Here is a 14,503-nt window from a genome sequence, read left to right as displayed (position 1 = left end):
GGCGATAAGGTGCCTCGCATCCGGGGGGTTGGGGGGATTGGGCAACAGCTCGCCCAGGTGTGAGTAAATTCCTTAAACTAATTAAAACATGTGGCGATTTTCGCGTTCCGAGAGCGCCGCCGAATCATCTGGGAACACGCGCCAAGAATCCGGACCCAGTGTCCCGAACGCGCCAATGCTGTCGCTGGCGAGCGTGAAAGAATGAAAAGGGGGCCGGCCCGCGAGGGCCGGTGGTTGTGATCCGAGTTGGAGTCGACGTCCAGCGAGGCGAGCGGAAGCTCACCTCACGTCATCGTGGACGGCTTACCGGCGACGGTACGCCAGCAGGCCGGCCGCGATGAGCGCGATCAGTGCCGCGATGGCACCGAAGCCGGGCGTCTCCTCTTCCTCAGTCGGCGTCGGCTCCTCGGTCGGAGTCGGCGTCGGGTCATCCGGCTCCTCGGTCGGAGTCGGCGTCGGCTCCTCGGTCGGAGTCGGCGTCGGTTCGTCGTCGACGACAGTCAGCGTTGCCGTCTGGCTGTCGTCGTCGGTGTAGACACCGTGGTCGTAGTCACCGGCGTCGAGGTCAGGCGTCGCGGAGAACTCGACGGTGGTGTCCTCGTCAGCGTCGAGGGTTACCTCTTCGCTGGCGACGACGTCACCTTCGAGCTGCCATTCGACTTCCTGGGTCGCTTCCTCTTCGCCAGTGTTGGTGATCGTCGCGGAGACGGTCACCTCGTCACCGACGTCGATCTCGGCTGGGGCGTCGAGGTCAGACACCTCGAAGAAGGCCGGGTCGACGTCTTCTTCGACGACCGTGCCATCAACCGAGGGGTTGGTGGCCAGTCCGCTCTGGCGGACAGTGATCGTGTACTCGTCGCCGACGTCCTGGTCGCTGAAGTCGAATTCAGTTGCCCAGGTGGCGTCGGAGTTAACGCGGACGTCCTCGTTCGTCTTGATGAACGACGGGGACGTGCCGCTGGCCGAGCGCACGCGGATGTTCACTTCCGTACCGGGGGCAACGTTGGACGTGCCCTCGATCAGCTGACCCTCGTCAGCCGTCACGTTGTACGGATCCTGGTCGAATTCGAACTCACGTTCTTCGACGCCGAAGGACGCGAAGACAGCCTGGTAGTACTGACTACGCACTTCGGAGGTGGTGAGCTCTTCAAGGTCGTCCTCATCGGGGTCAAGGAGACGTTCGTCCTGCACGCGGAAGCGTGCGTCGTACTCGTCGCCATCCTCAGCATCCGTCTGGTCGAGATCGTAGATGAGGTACAGGACATCGTTGTCCTCATCTTCAATCACTTCCGTATTAGCATCAAGGACATCGAGAACCGTCCGCGGTTCGTTTGCCGCGGTGGTTCCTTCGGTCTGACGGACACGAACGTTGAGAGACGCATCCTCATCAATACCCTTGTCGTTGATGGTCAGGGCACCGAGAGCGTCAACAAGATCGTCTTCTCCAGTCGAGTCGAGGAGTCCGGATAGACCGGAGGCCTCAATTTCGTGAATGACGGAGTCGCCCTCAGCGATCGTATCCGCCATAGTCACGTTCTCGCCGTCGATCGCGTCTTCGATGTCTTCAACGTCTTCAAGATCGCTGGCAACGCTTTCGGAGGCAGTCCAGATAGTCTGATCAACAGTCTCACGGTCCTCAATCACGAGCGTTCCGAGAGTCTGCGGATCATCGATAGTCTCGGAAGCGTTCGTTGCCTCTGAGGACACAGAGATGTCATAGTCACCCGTGTCAAGGATGTCGGCGATCAGCGTCTGGTCGTTAGCAGAGTCGAAAGTGACCTCTGCATCGGAGTCGTCATCTGCGTTCTGAACGACAGTGCCGTTGTCTTCGCTACCGGCTGCGTAAGTGTTGAAGAGGATAGAGACCTCGTCTTCACCTTCGGCTTCAACCGAAATGTTCGCCTGGTAGCCAACGTCGTCCTCGTCACCGATGACGATCCAACCGCTCTCTGCAGCACCTTCGAAGGTCACCGTGATGTTTGCGACGTCACCCTGCTCTTCAGTGATGATCTGCTCGTCGAGGTCAAGTTCACCGTCGTCGACATCAGCGACTTCGATCTCGTCGGAGTCGGCACCAGTCGTGTCGAAGACCTCTACCTCGAAGTCATATTCGTCGTCATCAATGCCGTCGAAGTCGAGGTCGTGGACGCCCTCAGCATCGAACAGGTAGATGATGTCGTCATCATCGTCGAGGGCATAATAACTGGAATTGCCGCGGTCATCGTGAACGACACTCCGGTTAGGGAGATCTATTTCGTTCTCCCAAGTTGCGTCGTCAGCTCCAGTGAAGATGTCTTCAAGGTCCTCGTAGTCAAGACCATCAGCGGTGACTTCCACAACGTAGCTGTTGCGGATGTCGGATTCAATTTCGAATTCGACCTCAGTGTCACCAGCGTTGTCGACGGTATCTTCATCGAACTCAACGCCAAGGTCCTGGATAACGACCTCGAACGTGAGATCGTCAGCACCAATCTCGTCGCCGGTGCTGTTTGTAGTCAGGACGTACCGATCAGTATCTCGATTCGTCGTATCGAGAATGACGATAGCGTCCCCATCATCGTTCCGCTCAAGGCTCGGGGTTGAAACCAGTGTTCCAACATCTCCGTCATCGTATCGACGGAGTTCAACCTCGTCGTCATCAAGCTCATCATAGGCGGGCTGGTTCAAGTCATTCGTTACGTTTACCAGCGCTAACTGTCCCTGGTAAACGGTCGATCCTTCCTCAATCGATCTATCGTAATCATCGTCGTCGAAGGTCGCATCATTGGTCGCCGCGGCGGTACCGGCAAGACCGGCGCCACCGATGGCGAGCATGGAGACGACCATAATCGCTGCCAGGAACACTGCGCGTCCCTTTTCGCGATATGTAGTTTCTCTTGTCATGTTTTGTGTTGTTGTTGTACTTCCGGCGTCAGTCACTTTCTCCCGGTCTCGATCGTCCGGCCGTCCTCACCCGCCGTCGTCGTCGTCGCCGACATCCGGACTCGACCTGGGATACTCGGTACTGCCACCATGGGTAGGGGTACGGTCACAACAACTGCCGCTTGTATTAAATGCTTTGTGGTGACGCGTCAGGCGCGCCAATCGTTGACACACCCGATTTCGGGCGGTAGAGCGCTTCTCGCGGATTAATGGGTGCATAAATACTTTCTGCCACCGGAGACGCGGTGCGATTGCGGTCCCGGGGGCCTCGCCGGTCCGGGCGTGGGTCGCTGTCGACGTGCTCCCGTCCGGGGCTTTTCGGGGATTGGCTGTGGGCGGGGGTGGGTCGATTCCCGGGGTGTGTAGGCTCGATCGAGCGTCTGACGACAGTCTGACAACGGGGTGGTTCGAGCAGGGGTTTATAAGGGCCATGTGGCGGGTTTCGTGAGGGAGACGGGTGTTTCTTCCCGGTTTCGGCCCGGCGACGCAGTTCTTCGGGCGGATCGTTGGAGGTTCAGACTCCGGATCGGGGAGAGAGTCGGATCATGTTCGGGGACCGCCCCTGATCAATCTGGGCTTCAACGGACAACTGCAACACGACGGCCTCATCGCCTGGCATACCGACGGTCCTTGTCGAGTTCGACGTCGGTGTCGTGGCGGTCGATCTCCCGCGCCATCAGCAATCGAGGGCGTGTCGCTGGGGAGATAGTGAATGCCAGTGGTTCTCTCCGTTGTGTGGTTCGGTATTTAAGTAATCAAATCAGCCAATGCAGTGGTTAGGTATATAAGTTTTCGAAGTAACCAACGTATCATGGCACTATTGGAGCAGCCGGATCGGGAACGCGGGTTCAACAAGGAGCGGATCATCCGCGTCCTGTTGAATCACACAGGAGACGATTTGACGAAGTACCGGTTAGCACAGTTGTCGGGGGCGTCTGAGCCGTGGACGCGGCAGTACACTGAAAAGCTTGAAGAGCAGGGGTTGGTCGAGGGGACTGAGGTCGTGGCACCAGTGGGACTGTACCAGGCGTGGTTGGATCAGCGGATCGAGCCGAATCAATTAGAGGTATCTCTCCAGCAGCCGATGGATCTGCTAGCAGAGACTGACTTGCAGTACGCGTTAACGACATACCAGGCAGAGAATCTGAATCAGGGCTTTCTCTTCACCTCGACCACTGACTTCTACATTGCTCCAAAGGAGATCAATATGTGGCTTACAGTCGTCGAGGAGAACGGATTGCTGGGCGGTGGAAATACTCGTATCAGAGTTCTTGACGACCACGTCTTCTACAATCAGCAGGCGGTCGATGGCTTCTCGACTGTGTCTATCCCGCAACTCATTCTGGATTTGCTTGCGGAGGGCGGACCGTGTGAGGAAGCGGCGAAGAAACTCATCGACTCGTATCATGGTGACCAACAGTGGTGAGACAGTACTACGTACCGCAGATAAACGAGTGAAGGATGTCGCTGATCTCTATGCTCTCCTCTGGTACGTCACAGACTACACGGACGTCAACTGCCTCGGGGTCAAGTGGTTCGAGACGCGGCGCGTCTCGTCATCACGGAAGATCTAAGATCTTCCGAACGACCCCGAGGCTTGTCAGTAGACTCCCGCTCTATCCGCGCAAAGCGGAAGGCGTATAATCGCCGTTCGCGTTCAGCGTCCCTGACTTCAGGGCCAGTTGACTGGTGGCCCGTCCAGCACCAGACTTGAGCCAGTGCTGGACAAGACGCCACCCGATGTTCCGAGCGGCGTTGTAGTCGGCGTGCAGTTCCTTCCCGCACTTCAAGCACCCGAACTCGTCACCATCACGGTTGTCCTCGTGCGTGAACCCGCACTCGCCGTGACTGCACCGCTGACTCGTGTACGCTGGCTGCACCGTGTCCACCTCGATACCGTGCTCTTCGGCCTTGTATTCGACGTGGCGTTGGAGTTCGCGGAACGCCCACTGCTGGAACTTTGAAGCGTTCGAGATGCGCTCACGAATGTGTTTCAAGTTCTCGAACGCAATCGCCGTGCAGTCATTCTCAATAGCTTCCTGAACGATGGCCTTCGACACACGGTGGAGATAGTCCACACTCCACCGAGCGAAACGACTACCGATGCTCTTGATAGTAAGATGGGCAGAGCGAGTACCCGCCTGTTGGAGGTTGCCGCGCCGACGCTCGTATTCGTCGCGCTTGTGGTTAAGGCAGTCTGCATTACCGAGGAACGCTCCCGTCGAGGTGACGGCGAGGTAGCCATCCACGTTCAGATCGACGCCGAGAACCACTCCGTTCTCGGTCGAATCGTCGCCAGAATCAGCGGGTTCCACTTCTTTCTCGACTGCGACGTGGAGGTAATACGTCCCGTCACGCTTGTGGAGCGTGGCTTCCTTGCGTTCCCAGTCGCCCGTCCAATACTCCGCAAACGGTGTTCCCCCGTTGCCTTCGGGCTTGACGAACTCGGCTGTCACACGGTCGTCAACCGTGGCGAGGGTGACGTGGTCCTCGTTATAGGTGATGGTGCGCCCATTGTACACGACGACGCTTCCTCGGAACTCGGGCTTGCTTGCCTTCTTGCCGTCGTCGAGGATGCGGTCTTTGCAGTTGCCGAGTGCGTCGGCGGCGAGGTTGCGGGCGGATTGGACGAGACTGGCTTGCAGACTGGTCTGTTCCCGAACGTCCGCGTAGGATTGGTCGTGGAGCGTGTTTTTGGTGTCCTCGATCTGCGTGGGATCGTCACTCCACCCAGCATCAGCGACGTGTTGGGCCGCTTGGCGGAATTGCTCGAACGTCTCATCGAGAACGCTGGGAGCGTCCTCGGGAACGTCGAGCTTTAGCTGAATGTTACGGACGACCTCCATACTTCATTAGCATAATTGTAGATACTTGAAAATATTTGTGCAAGCGTGGGGGAGTCAGCCTTGCCATCGTGCGTGGTTTGTGTCATCGAGTGTCGGCTTCCTTCCCCGAGGTCAAGCCTCGGGGTATCCACCTCGCAATCTCTATGAAGACCGGCGCACTGGAATACGTCTCTAACTCCGACGTTGAGCAATTTGCAAACGCGGTAGACGACCCAGTATTCGAAGACGCAGCTACACTCCTCCAAATCGAACCGCAACTCATCAGCGGATCCATTATCCGGTTACTCCGGTAACACATTCACACCGAAGATCACGAGATCTGTGGAACTCGAGTTTCATGGCGCAGCAGCGGCCGTGTCGCCAGCCTCCGGATCGAACGGAAGGGTGATGACGAGTTCGTCGAACCAGACGACCGGGCGCTTGCGCGGGCCGTCCTCCTCGAAGAAGACGATGCCCAGCTGGGCGAGCCGATCGAGTTCCCCGTGGACGTTTTTCACGTCCCGGTCGACGACCCGTGCGGTCTCGTTGATGCTGGATGGCTCCTCCCGACGGATGGCTTCGATGAGATCGAGGACGCGCGGCGTCAGCGTCTTCATGAGGTCGTCGTAGCTAGTAAACGAGAGCGTCGGCGTGGTATCCCCCGCGTCGTCCCGTTCGAGCGCCTCGATGCCGTCGGTGACGTCGTCGTGGAACTCACTGGACGACTTCACGGTCACGACCAGGGTCGATTCGGCCCGAAGCTGTTCGCGCTCCATCGGGTGCAGCGGCGGCGTGGTGTCGTTCATGGGTATCACCGTGGTGTGATGGCCTCACTCGACCTCGAACTCGGATTTCGGGATCTCGTTCCAGAACCGTTCCCAGAGTTCGACCATCCCGGGAAACGTGATGGTGTCCGGGTCGGGATCCGGTGCGACGTGCAGTTCGTGCCCGTTGGTGTCTTCGTGCGAATTGTCATAGCGACGAATCGTCCCATCGTCGAGCGTGCGAGGTGGGTCCGGCTCCGTCGCGCCGTAGTGGAGCTTGTAGGCCCATCCAGACGGGTACGCGTCACGGTCCGTCCGCATACAGAACACGCGTATGACAGTTCCGTCGGGGTACTTCCTCCCTTCGCTCACGCCATCGAGGTCGTCCTCGGTCAGCGAAGCCATCCTCACCATTGGTACACAGACCAATAGAATAAGTCTATTGGTGGGCAAACCAATAGCGTCGTTCCCAATCAAGGGAGGATCGGTCCGGAACGGCCTCGATAGCCGACAGGATTCCGGTCGCGATATCGTAGGCGGACAACCGATGATTCTCGACGAGATGGTTGGCTCTCGATGGGGCAAAAACACGGGGGACGAGACGACCGGAACGCATCCCTGTGCGCCAGATCGTCGAGATGGCCGCAGTGGGGGACCGACACCGCAATGCGATGGACCGAGTCGCCGAGAGGGCGATCGATCCCCCCGAAACGGTCTCTCCGTGAGTCTGTCGTTTCTCGCCGACGAAATTCACTGTTCCTCTCTCTCTTCCCACTCCGGACGCGGTGTCGGGGACGGGAGTTCCTCAACCACAGTTCGAAGTTCGTCCTCTGTCGTCCACGGGAAGCACCGATCGTGGAGTTCGAATTTGCGGAATTTGTTGAGATGGACCCAGCTGTACGTTGCTGGCTCTTCGCCCTCAGTTGTCCGGTCGTCGATCACACCCCAGACTTCCTGTTCGTCGATAGTAAGACCGCTCTCCTGTGCGCGATCAATGAGCGACTCGACGTTTGCTTGGACTTCATCCGCCGACAAATCGTCTGCGAACGCGATCTCGAGAGCGGCCTGAATGACGTGCTGTTTCGAGTCAAGGTTCGCGTCAGTCACCCACGCGTAATCACGCGGGAACACGTACGACTTGCCGAAATACGGGGGGTCATCGATCTCGCCCAACTCGGGCGCCTCCCCACCACTCTCCTTCTCGAAGACGCCGACGATGTAGTCGCTGTATGTCGCGAGCAACGAAAACGTGATATCGAACGTATTGAGCCGGTCAGTCGGGAGTTCGAGGAGATCACCCATGATGAACGGATAGGCACCGAGCTGCTTCGTGAGTTCGTTTTGGACGGCGCGAAGCCGGCGGAGATAGGGGTCGCGATAGCTCCCCAGGATGAAATACGATGTCCGCTGACTCCAGAGATACGGCAATTCACGTTGGGTGAACCGCCAGATTTCCCGTTTCTCTGCAGGGTCAAGTTCGATGCCCCCGACGGCCTCGTGAACAACGGCCATAATCTCTCCAGCTTTCGGCGGCGAGCCTGGGTCGGTCATTAGCTGCCGATTCAAACCACACCACCTTATCCCTTCTGAATCACTTTGGTTTTTCCTTATTTAACCAACTTGGACAACCCTAACTGTTATAGCGCCCTCCCTCGTACCAGCACGTATGAGCGAAACCGACACTGGCGCGGCCGATGCAGGGCCGTTCGCGGAACAGCAGCGGCTGTTCAAGCTGCTGTCCCAGGATACGCGTCATCTCATCATCCAGGAGCTGCTGGGCCACCCCGCCCATCTGATGTCGCTCGCCGAACTCGAGTATATGACGGGGAAGAGTCAGGCGGCCATCAAAGACCAGTTGGAGACGCTGATCGACGCCGGACTCCTCGCACGCTACACGTACGACCCAAGTGAGGGGAAACGTGATCTCCCCTCCCAGTTCTACGGATTCACGGAGCGGGGCATCGAGGTCCTCCACGACTACAAGTATCTCCGTGGACTTCCGGTCGCACGCGCTCTCTACGAAAACACGCGCAAAACTGAAAAAATCGAGCGCCACGAATCGGCACCCCGTCCGAAGCTTCCGGATGCCGTCGCGGACGCACTCGAGTTCGACGAGCCCGATCTCGACGCTGTCGATGGTGCTACACCCCGATAGTTCGTCGTCGAGCAGCACCGTTCTCGACACAGCAGAGAAGTACGCCGACTTCGTACCTTGGTCAGAACGTCGTCGGCTCCAGCGTGGCTAGTAGTGATCCCGGCGCCGAACCGCCGGATCTTTTCTTCCCGCACGCGAGGTCGATGTATGACACGGACACCGACTGCACTCGTCATCGGCGGCACGCGCTTTATCGGCCGCCACACGGTCACGGAGTTCCGCGAGGCCGGCTACGAGGTGTACATGCTCAACCGCGGGACCCACGAGAACCCGTTTGCCGACGCCGATGACGTCACCCACGTCACGGGCGATCGAACCGACCGGGACGCCCTCCGGGACGCCAGGGACGCCGCCGACCCGGACGTCGTCGTCGACTGCGTCGCCTACTACCCCGCCGACGTCGAGGCGGCCGTCGAGGTCTTCGCGGACGTGGACGGCTACGTCTACATCTCCTCGGGCTCCGCCTACGGACGCGAAGAGATCCCGAAACGCGAGGGCGAGACGCCGCTGTGTCCCTGCAGCGACGAACAGGCCACCGACGGGTCGGCCGAGACGTACGGCAACCGAAAGGCCGAGGGCGACCGGATCGTCTTCGAGGCCGCAAAGCGGGGGGTCAACGCGATGTCGGTCCGGCCCTGTATCGTCTACGGCCCGTACGACTACACCGAACGGCTCGACTTCTGGCTCGACCGCGTGGCGACCTACGACCGGGTGTTGCTCCCGGGCGACGGCGACAACGTCTGGCACCGGGCCTACGTCGAGGACGTCGCCCGCGCGCTCCGACTCGTCGCCGAACGTGGCGACCCCGGCGAGGCGTACAACGTCGGCGACCGCCGGCTGGTCACCCTCCGGGAGATGGTCGAGCTGATCGCCGACGTCATGGACCGGGAGATCGAGATCGTCGCCGCCGACGGCCGCGAACTCGCCGCCGGCGACCTCGAGCCCGACGACTACGTGCTCTACCGGGAGTACCCCCACGTGCTCGACACCTGCAAGCTGGCGGCCCTGGGCTGGGAGTCGACGCCGCTCCGGGAGGCGATGGAACGCACCGTCGAAGAGCACCGCGACTCCGACCGGGACGGCAGCGAACACGACCCCGGACGCGATGCCGAAGAGCGCGTGCTAGGCGTGCTGGAGACGATGTGATAAGCACAACTCATTGCTCAGTAGGTCTGGATGTGGGCAACCGTGTCCGCATACTCGCTCCCGTCTAAATCCTGCAACAGGTTTCCATCGGCGGTGTAGGCTATCGCATCCCGTTCGACGGCGAGTGCCACGTAGGCAGCGTCGTAGGCCGTGATGTCAACAGTGTTCGTGATCTCCGCGATGGGGCCGACTGACCCGAACGAGACGAGTTCGATACCGTAGTTGTCGAGAGAGTTTGCGGCCTCGTGGAGTCGCTCGCCATCGTAGTGGCCGCTGTAAGTGAGTGCATTGACCGCCTCGAAGGGCATGAGAGCCGGTGTGCACAGGTCGTGTTTGCCGTTGAGGAAATCGTCACGAAGTGCCCGGGCCTGTTCGTGATGCTGCTCTGGAATGTACCACTTGACAACAGTGCTGGTGTCGACGACGACGTCAGCCATCAGGGTTGCCCCTCGCCATATCGCGCATCACGGAACTCACGAATCTGTTCTGCCGTGTTCGCCGTCGCCACCTCGTCGGCGTCGATGGCACTGCTCAGTCGCTCGCTGGTCGCAACTGCGTGGGCGATGTTCCGCGATTCCAGACTGTGTAGTTCCTCCTCGATGTGGTCACGGAGTACTGCACTCCAGTTTACCTCGTCGTGTTCTTCCATGCGTTCTTTTACCTCGTCGGGGACACGGAAACTGACAGTTCCCATAGCGTATTATATGTATTACTGTAGTATAAGTACTACTCATGTCCAGAGCTGGCTCTCACTCAAGTACGCTCTTGGTAGGCGATTGTTTGGTAGCGTTGACATCCTCCCCGCGCTACTCGCTTGTGCTTCCGATTGACCATCGCAACCCCTGCGCTCGTTGAGGATGGGACCTCCGCCTTGAATTGGGTGAGTGCCGTTCTCCCGAGCGTCGACCGATCACAGCATCGAGTCTTCGGCGGTCATCTCGGTGACTTCGGCTTCGAGCCACTCGCGGAACCACTTCACCCGCTTGAGGCGCTGGTGGGCCATCGATCGGGCGGTGTCCGACTCGAGGCGGGCGGTGTGTTCCCGGCCGCGTTCGAGCACGCGCTCGACCATCGTCGCCGCGTCCATGTGCGACCGGGCCTCGTAGCCCATCCGCAACAGCATCAGGGCGGTGCCGTTGGCGCCCACCTTGTCGAGGATGTCCGCCTCGATGAGACACTGCGTCTCGAGGGAGACGTCCGACAGGGGACCCTGGTAGGAGTGGTCCTCGACGGCCTGACAGACCGATTCGACGAACGACTCGGGGAACTCCCCGTGCGCGGTGAGGTACTCCCGGGCGACGCGGGCCCCCTCCTCGGCGTGTTCGTCCTGGTCGGCCTCCAGTTTGGAGATGTCGTGAAACAGCGCCGCCACGCGAACGGTGTCGACGTCGGCGCCCTCCTTGCTGGCGATCTGCGCGCCCAGTTCGACCACGTTCAGGATGTGGTTGAACCGGTATTCGGCGGAGTGCCAGGGGTACCACCGCATCCGACCGCCGTCGTCCTCGCTTTCGACGCTTGCGGTGAGATAATCGCGGACGAACCGCTTCATCCGCGCGAACTCCTCCTCGGAGACCCCTGACTCCTTTATTTCGACGCCCACAGTATCACCTCCCGAAATGGCGAGACGTTTTCGTTCATTACCGACATGAAAGCGTGTTTCGTTCTTAGTCGTTACGACCCACCTTTTTTTGCGTCGGGTGTGCTCCCTCCGGTCGCACACCACTCCTTAAAAAAGCTGGACCAAAAAAGCCGATGGCTCGGGCCTTCGGCCCTCGCCATCGGTTCGATACGGGCCGTCTTACACCGCTTCGGCCCTCGCCATCGGTTCGATACGGGTCGTCTTACACCGCTTCGGCCCTCGCCATCGGTTCGATACGGGTCGTCTTACACCGCTTCGGCCCTCGCCATCGGTTCGATACGGGTCGTCTTGCACCGTTTGGGCCCTCGCCATCGGTGTGACACTTCGACTCGTCGCTCTCCCCCTCCTTTTTAAGGTGTTCGTCGCTTCGTTCCGAGCCTTGTTATCTCATCCGCCGTCGCGACGCCGCACCCGGATCGATCGGGCCACTTCCTCCGGTAGCGACTGCTCGCCCTGATCCGTCCGGACCGTAACCATCCCGAACGGGGCGACGTCGACGACCGTCAGCTCGGTTCCGGGTTTGATCCCGGCCTCGGCGAGATACGAAAGCTCCTCGTCGTTCCTGTCGCTGACGCGACTCACGACGCCCGTCTCACCCGTCTCGAGCTCCGAGAGGCTCACCGACTCGTCGTCGGGGACGGGTTCGAGGTCGACGCCGGGGATCGGATCGCCGTGCGGATCGACCGTGGGCTCGTCGAGCAGCTCCGCCACCCGGCGCTCGAACTCCTCGGAGATGTGATGCTCCAGCCGGTCGGCCTCGTCGTGCACGTCGCTCCAGTCGTAATCGAGGTGTTCGGTGAGGTACGTCTCCAGCAACCGGTGGTGACGGATCACCTCCAGCGCGACCGTCCGGCCCTCGTCGGTCAGCTCCACCCCCTTGTACTTCTCCCGCTCGACCAGCCCCCGCTCTGCCAGCTTCTCGAGCATGCTCGTCACCGTCGGGGGCGTCTTGTCGAGATGCTCAGCGATCGCGGAGGTCGAGACCGGTGTTCCCCCCTCCCGTTCGAGAACGTAGATCGCCTTGAGATAGTCCTCCATCACGTCGCTGAGCATCATCGTTTTCGGTCGTTCGTACGCCCGCCTCCCCAAATAGCTACGGGGTTTTTCCTGCTCCGCGTCCGTCGCTCCCCCGAGCGTTTAAGTGCGAAACCGGGACCACGCCCTCCCATGTTCGAACTCCCGATCGACGCCTGGTACGTCTGGATCGGCGTGGCCGCCGCGAGCGTCGTCGTCTTCGGTCTCGCGTCGACGTTTCCGACCGCGCCGCCGCCGGACGCTTCCGGCGTCGCCGAAACCGTCGACGAGGTCGCCGCCGGATCCACCCCCGGAAGCGCCACCCACGCCGTCGAGGCCGACCGGATCGCCGTCCATCCGAACGGCCTCCGGTTGGCCGGGGAGGGTGGAGAAACGACCGCGACGTTCGCGTTCGGGCCGGTTACACCCGCGACGGAGGGGCCCCTCCGGAGCGTGCTCGAGGGGAAACCACCGACGGACACCTTCGAGAGCCCGGCGGCGTTCCAGCAGGCGGCGATCGACGCCGGCACTGGATCGGGTGCCGGCACTGGATCGGACGTCGGGGCGGGATCGGGCGCCGACGCGGGATCGGGCGCCGACGCGGGATCGGACGCCGACGCGGGATCGGACGCTGGCACGGGATCGGACGCTGACGTCGGAGTCGGCCTCGGACTCGGCACAGACGCAGACGAGCTGGATTGGCACGCGACCGACGGTACGGTCCGCGTCCGACAGGTCCACTGGGGGTCCGTCCGTGTCACACTCGTCGGCTGACTGCCCGCTTCCGGCGGCCGGTCTGGAACGCGATCGTTCCGCACTCTCCAGTCGTGCACAGGCCTCGCCCGTCGCCGCACTCGTCGCGCTGCTGGCCGTGATCGCCGGGGTCGCGGTTTACGCCGGCGTCCTCGCCGACGTGGCTGCCGTCGCCGGGGGTGACCGGACCGGAACCGACCGGACGGCCGAAACCACCCTCGACACCCTCCGATCGGCCGCCAGCGACGGCGACGTAGTCGATCCCGAGCGACTCCAGGACGCCGCCACCGACGGCGACGTGATGCCGACCGGGTTCGAGTCGAACGTGACCCTCGCTGTCGGCGGTGACGCGGGCTGGACCGCTGGGCCGGCCCCACCCGACCGCCCCGTCCATCGGGCGGATCGGACGGTCGCCGTCCGGATCGGGCCGGGCGAAATCAGGCGTGGAACCCTCCGGGTGCGGGTGTGGCAATGACCAGCACCGCGATCGACGCGGGGGTGTTCCTCCTGCTGGTGAGCGCGAGCGTGCTGGCGCTCGGTTCCGCGCTGGAACCGACCGGCCCGTTCGCGTCGTCGCCCGCGGCCGGAGCCGGCACCGACGTGCTCGCTACCACCGCGACGGTGGCGTTCGATCCCCGGACGCCCGACGTCGAAACCGGGACGACCCCGGAAGACGAGCGTCGGGTGCACGGCTCGCTCCGGGAGCTGATCGCGAGGGGAACCGTCGCGGGTGCCGGGATCGACGGCACCGCCCTCGATCCGGACGGCGTCGCGTTCCGCCGGGCGGTCGAACGCGAACTCGACGCCCGCCTGGACGGGCGCACGCAAGTGATCGCCAGCTGGAAACCCGTCGACGGAAGCGAGTTCCGCGGGGAGCTGCGTGCCGGGCGGACGCCGCCGACGGATACGGCCGTCCACGCGACCGTCGTGTCGGTTCCGACGCCGTTCCATCCGGCAGACGTCGATGACCCCGACGATGTCCGGTCGTTCGCGTCGGCGTTCGTCGACGACCGGTTCCCGGTCGAGTCGCTGCGTGCCTCCCTCCGGGGCGACGACGCGGCGGCTGCCCATGCGGAGCTCCGGTACCGACAGGCGGCGGCCCTGACGCTCGGCGACAACACTGCACTCGAAGGTGCAACGCCCGCGGAGGCGAACGCGGCGATCGCAGGCGGGCTCGCAGGGAGGCTCACAGACGGTCCGAACACGACAACTCGGTCGTCGACGCGATCGAACGGTACCGACCGGGACGGTGCGTCAGTCCGGATCGTCGTCCGGCGGTGGTAGC

15 protein-coding genes are annotated in these 14,503 nt (G+C 61.6%); 6 read left to right on the top strand and 9 right to left on the bottom strand.

The window, feature by feature from the left end; all coding sequences use genetic code 11:
• Positions 1–303: 303 nt before the first annotated feature.
• The gene (locus AArcCO_RS02870; RefSeq protein ID WP_259534919.1) at positions 304–2,844 is read right to left on the bottom strand and encodes a DUF7827 domain-containing protein; all 2,541 of its coding nucleotides are present in this window, start codon (positions 2,842–2,844) and stop codon (positions 304–306) included.
• Between the two features lie 889 nt (positions 2,845–3,733).
• Here AArcCO_RS02870 and AArcCO_RS02865 point away from each other — a divergent pair.
• The gene (locus AArcCO_RS02865) at positions 3,734–4,348 is read left to right on the top strand and encodes a hypothetical protein (protein ID WP_259534917.1); all 615 of its coding nucleotides are present in this window, start codon (positions 3,734–3,736) and stop codon (positions 4,346–4,348) included.
• A 190-nt stretch (positions 4,349–4,538) separates the two neighbouring features.
• Here the strand turns inward: AArcCO_RS02865 and AArcCO_RS02860 are convergent, their stop codons facing one another.
• The 4 genes from AArcCO_RS02860 to AArcCO_RS02845 all read right to left on the bottom strand — a co-directional run bounded on the left by AArcCO_RS02860 (position 4,539) and on the right by AArcCO_RS02845 (position 8,062).
• Positions 4,539–5,768, bottom strand: coding sequence for an RNA-guided endonuclease InsQ/TnpB family protein (locus AArcCO_RS02860; RefSeq protein ID WP_259534915.1), 1,230 nt, complete (start codon positions 5,766–5,768; stop codon positions 4,539–4,541).
• 335 nt (positions 5,769–6,103) lie between these two features.
• Positions 6,104–6,553 (bottom strand): HVO_A0114 family putative DNA-binding protein, encoded by a 450-nt coding sequence (locus AArcCO_RS02855; protein WP_259534914.1) that lies wholly within the window; start codon positions 6,551–6,553, stop codon positions 6,104–6,106.
• 24 nt (positions 6,554–6,577) lie between these two features.
• On the bottom strand, positions 6,578–6,916 hold the full coding sequence (locus AArcCO_RS02850; RefSeq protein WP_259534913.1) for a toxin-antitoxin system TumE family protein: 339 nt from the start codon (positions 6,914–6,916) through the stop codon (positions 6,578–6,580).
• 345 nt (positions 6,917–7,261) lie between these two features.
• Positions 7,262–8,062, bottom strand: a complete 801-nt coding sequence (locus AArcCO_RS02845; protein WP_345780873.1) for a DUF8170 family protein — start codon at positions 8,060–8,062, stop codon at positions 7,262–7,264.
• Between the two features lie 115 nt (positions 8,063–8,177).
• Here AArcCO_RS02845 and AArcCO_RS02840 point away from each other — a divergent pair, with 115 nt between their 5' ends.
• Both AArcCO_RS02840 and AArcCO_RS02835 read left to right on the top strand, forming a co-directional pair.
• The gene (locus AArcCO_RS02840; RefSeq protein WP_259534910.1) at positions 8,178–8,666 is read left to right on the top strand and encodes a helix-turn-helix domain-containing protein; all 489 of its coding nucleotides are present in this window, start codon (positions 8,178–8,180) and stop codon (positions 8,664–8,666) included.
• 147 nt (positions 8,667–8,813) lie between these two features.
• Positions 8,814–9,812 carry an NAD-dependent epimerase/dehydratase family protein gene (locus tag AArcCO_RS02835; protein ID WP_259534909.1) on the top strand — a complete coding sequence of 333 codons (999 nt, stop codon included), beginning with the start codon at positions 8,814–8,816 and terminating at the stop codon, positions 9,810–9,812.
• A gap of 17 nt (positions 9,813–9,829) precedes the next feature.
• Here AArcCO_RS02835 and AArcCO_RS02830 read toward each other — a convergent pair whose 3' ends face one another.
• The 4 genes from AArcCO_RS02830 to AArcCO_RS02815 form a co-directional block, all read right to left on the bottom strand.
• Positions 9,830–10,249, bottom strand: coding sequence for a type II toxin-antitoxin system VapC family toxin (locus AArcCO_RS02830; RefSeq protein ID WP_259534908.1), 420 nt, complete (start codon positions 10,247–10,249; stop codon positions 9,830–9,832).
• On the bottom strand, positions 10,249–10,506 hold the full coding sequence (locus AArcCO_RS02825) for an AF_0619 family ribbon-helix-helix protein (RefSeq protein ID WP_259534906.1): 258 nt from the start codon (positions 10,504–10,506) through the stop codon (positions 10,249–10,251). The genes AArcCO_RS02830 and AArcCO_RS02825 overlap by 1 nt, the downstream gene beginning before the upstream one ends.
• Positions 10,507–10,722: 216 nt before the next feature.
• Positions 10,723–11,412, bottom strand: coding sequence for an HD domain-containing protein (locus tag AArcCO_RS02820; protein WP_259534905.1), 690 nt, complete (start codon positions 11,410–11,412; stop codon positions 10,723–10,725).
• 426 nt (positions 11,413–11,838) lie between these two features.
• Complete coding sequence (locus AArcCO_RS02815; RefSeq protein ID WP_259536512.1) at positions 11,839–12,504, bottom strand: metal-dependent transcriptional regulator; 666 nt, start codon at positions 12,502–12,504, stop codon at positions 11,839–11,841.
• 114 nt (positions 12,505–12,618) lie between these two features.
• Between AArcCO_RS02815 and AArcCO_RS02810 the strand changes: the two genes are divergently transcribed.
• Genes AArcCO_RS02810 through AArcCO_RS02800 form a run of 3 tightly spaced genes read left to right on the top strand, consistent with a single transcriptional unit; the run spans position 12,619 to position 14,502 of the window.
• Positions 12,619–13,239, top strand: coding sequence for a DUF7283 family protein (locus AArcCO_RS02810; RefSeq protein ID WP_259534904.1), 621 nt, complete (start codon positions 12,619–12,621; stop codon positions 13,237–13,239).
• Positions 13,220–13,693 carry a DUF7285 family protein gene (locus AArcCO_RS02805; protein WP_259534903.1) on the top strand — a complete coding sequence of 158 codons (474 nt, stop codon included), beginning with the start codon at positions 13,220–13,222 and terminating at the stop codon, positions 13,691–13,693. Before AArcCO_RS02810 ends, AArcCO_RS02805 begins: the two co-directional genes overlap by 20 nt.
• Positions 13,690–14,502 carry a DUF7284 family protein gene (locus AArcCO_RS02800; RefSeq protein ID WP_259534902.1) on the top strand — a complete coding sequence of 271 codons (813 nt, stop codon included), beginning with the start codon at positions 13,690–13,692 and terminating at the stop codon, positions 14,500–14,502. The genes AArcCO_RS02805 and AArcCO_RS02800 overlap by 4 nt, the downstream gene beginning before the upstream one ends.
• Position 14,503: the final 1 nt, after the last annotated feature.

The sequence above is a fragment of the Halalkaliarchaeum sp. AArc-CO genome, assembly GCF_024972735.1.
Classification (GTDB): Archaea; Halobacteriota; Halobacteria; order Halobacteriales; family Haloferacaceae; genus Halalkaliarchaeum.
This window is presented reverse-complemented; position numbering and strand designations above follow the sequence as displayed.

Bases quoted from the DNA above. Each gene is read 5' to 3' on its own strand.
- AArcCO_RS02840 (WP_259534910.1), top strand. From the start codon at position 8,178: ATGAGCGAAACCGACACTGGCGCGGCCGATGCAGGGCCGTTCGCGGAA.
- AArcCO_RS02865 (WP_259534917.1), top strand. From the start codon at position 3,734: ATGGCACTATTGGAGCAGCCGGATCGGGAACGCGGGTTCAACAAGGAG.
- AArcCO_RS02855 (WP_259534914.1), bottom strand. From the start codon at position 6,553: ATGAACGACACCACGCCGCCGCTGCACCCGATGGAGCGCGAACAGCTT.
- AArcCO_RS02815 (WP_259536512.1), bottom strand. From the start codon at position 12,504: ATGCTCAGCGACGTGATGGAGGACTATCTCAAGGCGATCTACGTTCTC.
- AArcCO_RS02845 (WP_345780873.1), bottom strand. From the start codon at position 8,062: ATGACCGACCCAGGCTCGCCGCCGAAAGCTGGAGAGATTATGGCCGTT.
- AArcCO_RS02860 (WP_259534915.1), bottom strand. From the start codon at position 5,768: ATGGAGGTCGTCCGTAACATTCAGCTAAAGCTCGACGTTCCCGAGGAC.
- AArcCO_RS02830 (WP_259534908.1), bottom strand. From the start codon at position 10,249: ATGGCTGACGTCGTCGTCGACACCAGCACTGTTGTCAAGTGGTACATT.
- AArcCO_RS02800 (WP_259534902.1), top strand. From the start codon at position 13,690: ATGACCAGCACCGCGATCGACGCGGGGGTGTTCCTCCTGCTGGTGAGC.
- AArcCO_RS02810 (WP_259534904.1), top strand. From the start codon at position 12,619: ATGTTCGAACTCCCGATCGACGCCTGGTACGTCTGGATCGGCGTGGCC.
- AArcCO_RS02835 (WP_259534909.1), top strand. From the start codon at position 8,814: ATGACACGGACACCGACTGCACTCGTCATCGGCGGCACGCGCTTTATC.
- AArcCO_RS02825 (WP_259534906.1), bottom strand. From the start codon at position 10,506: ATGGGAACTGTCAGTTTCCGTGTCCCCGACGAGGTAAAAGAACGCATG.
- AArcCO_RS02850 (WP_259534913.1), bottom strand. From the start codon at position 6,916: ATGGCTTCGCTGACCGAGGACGACCTCGATGGCGTGAGCGAAGGGAGG.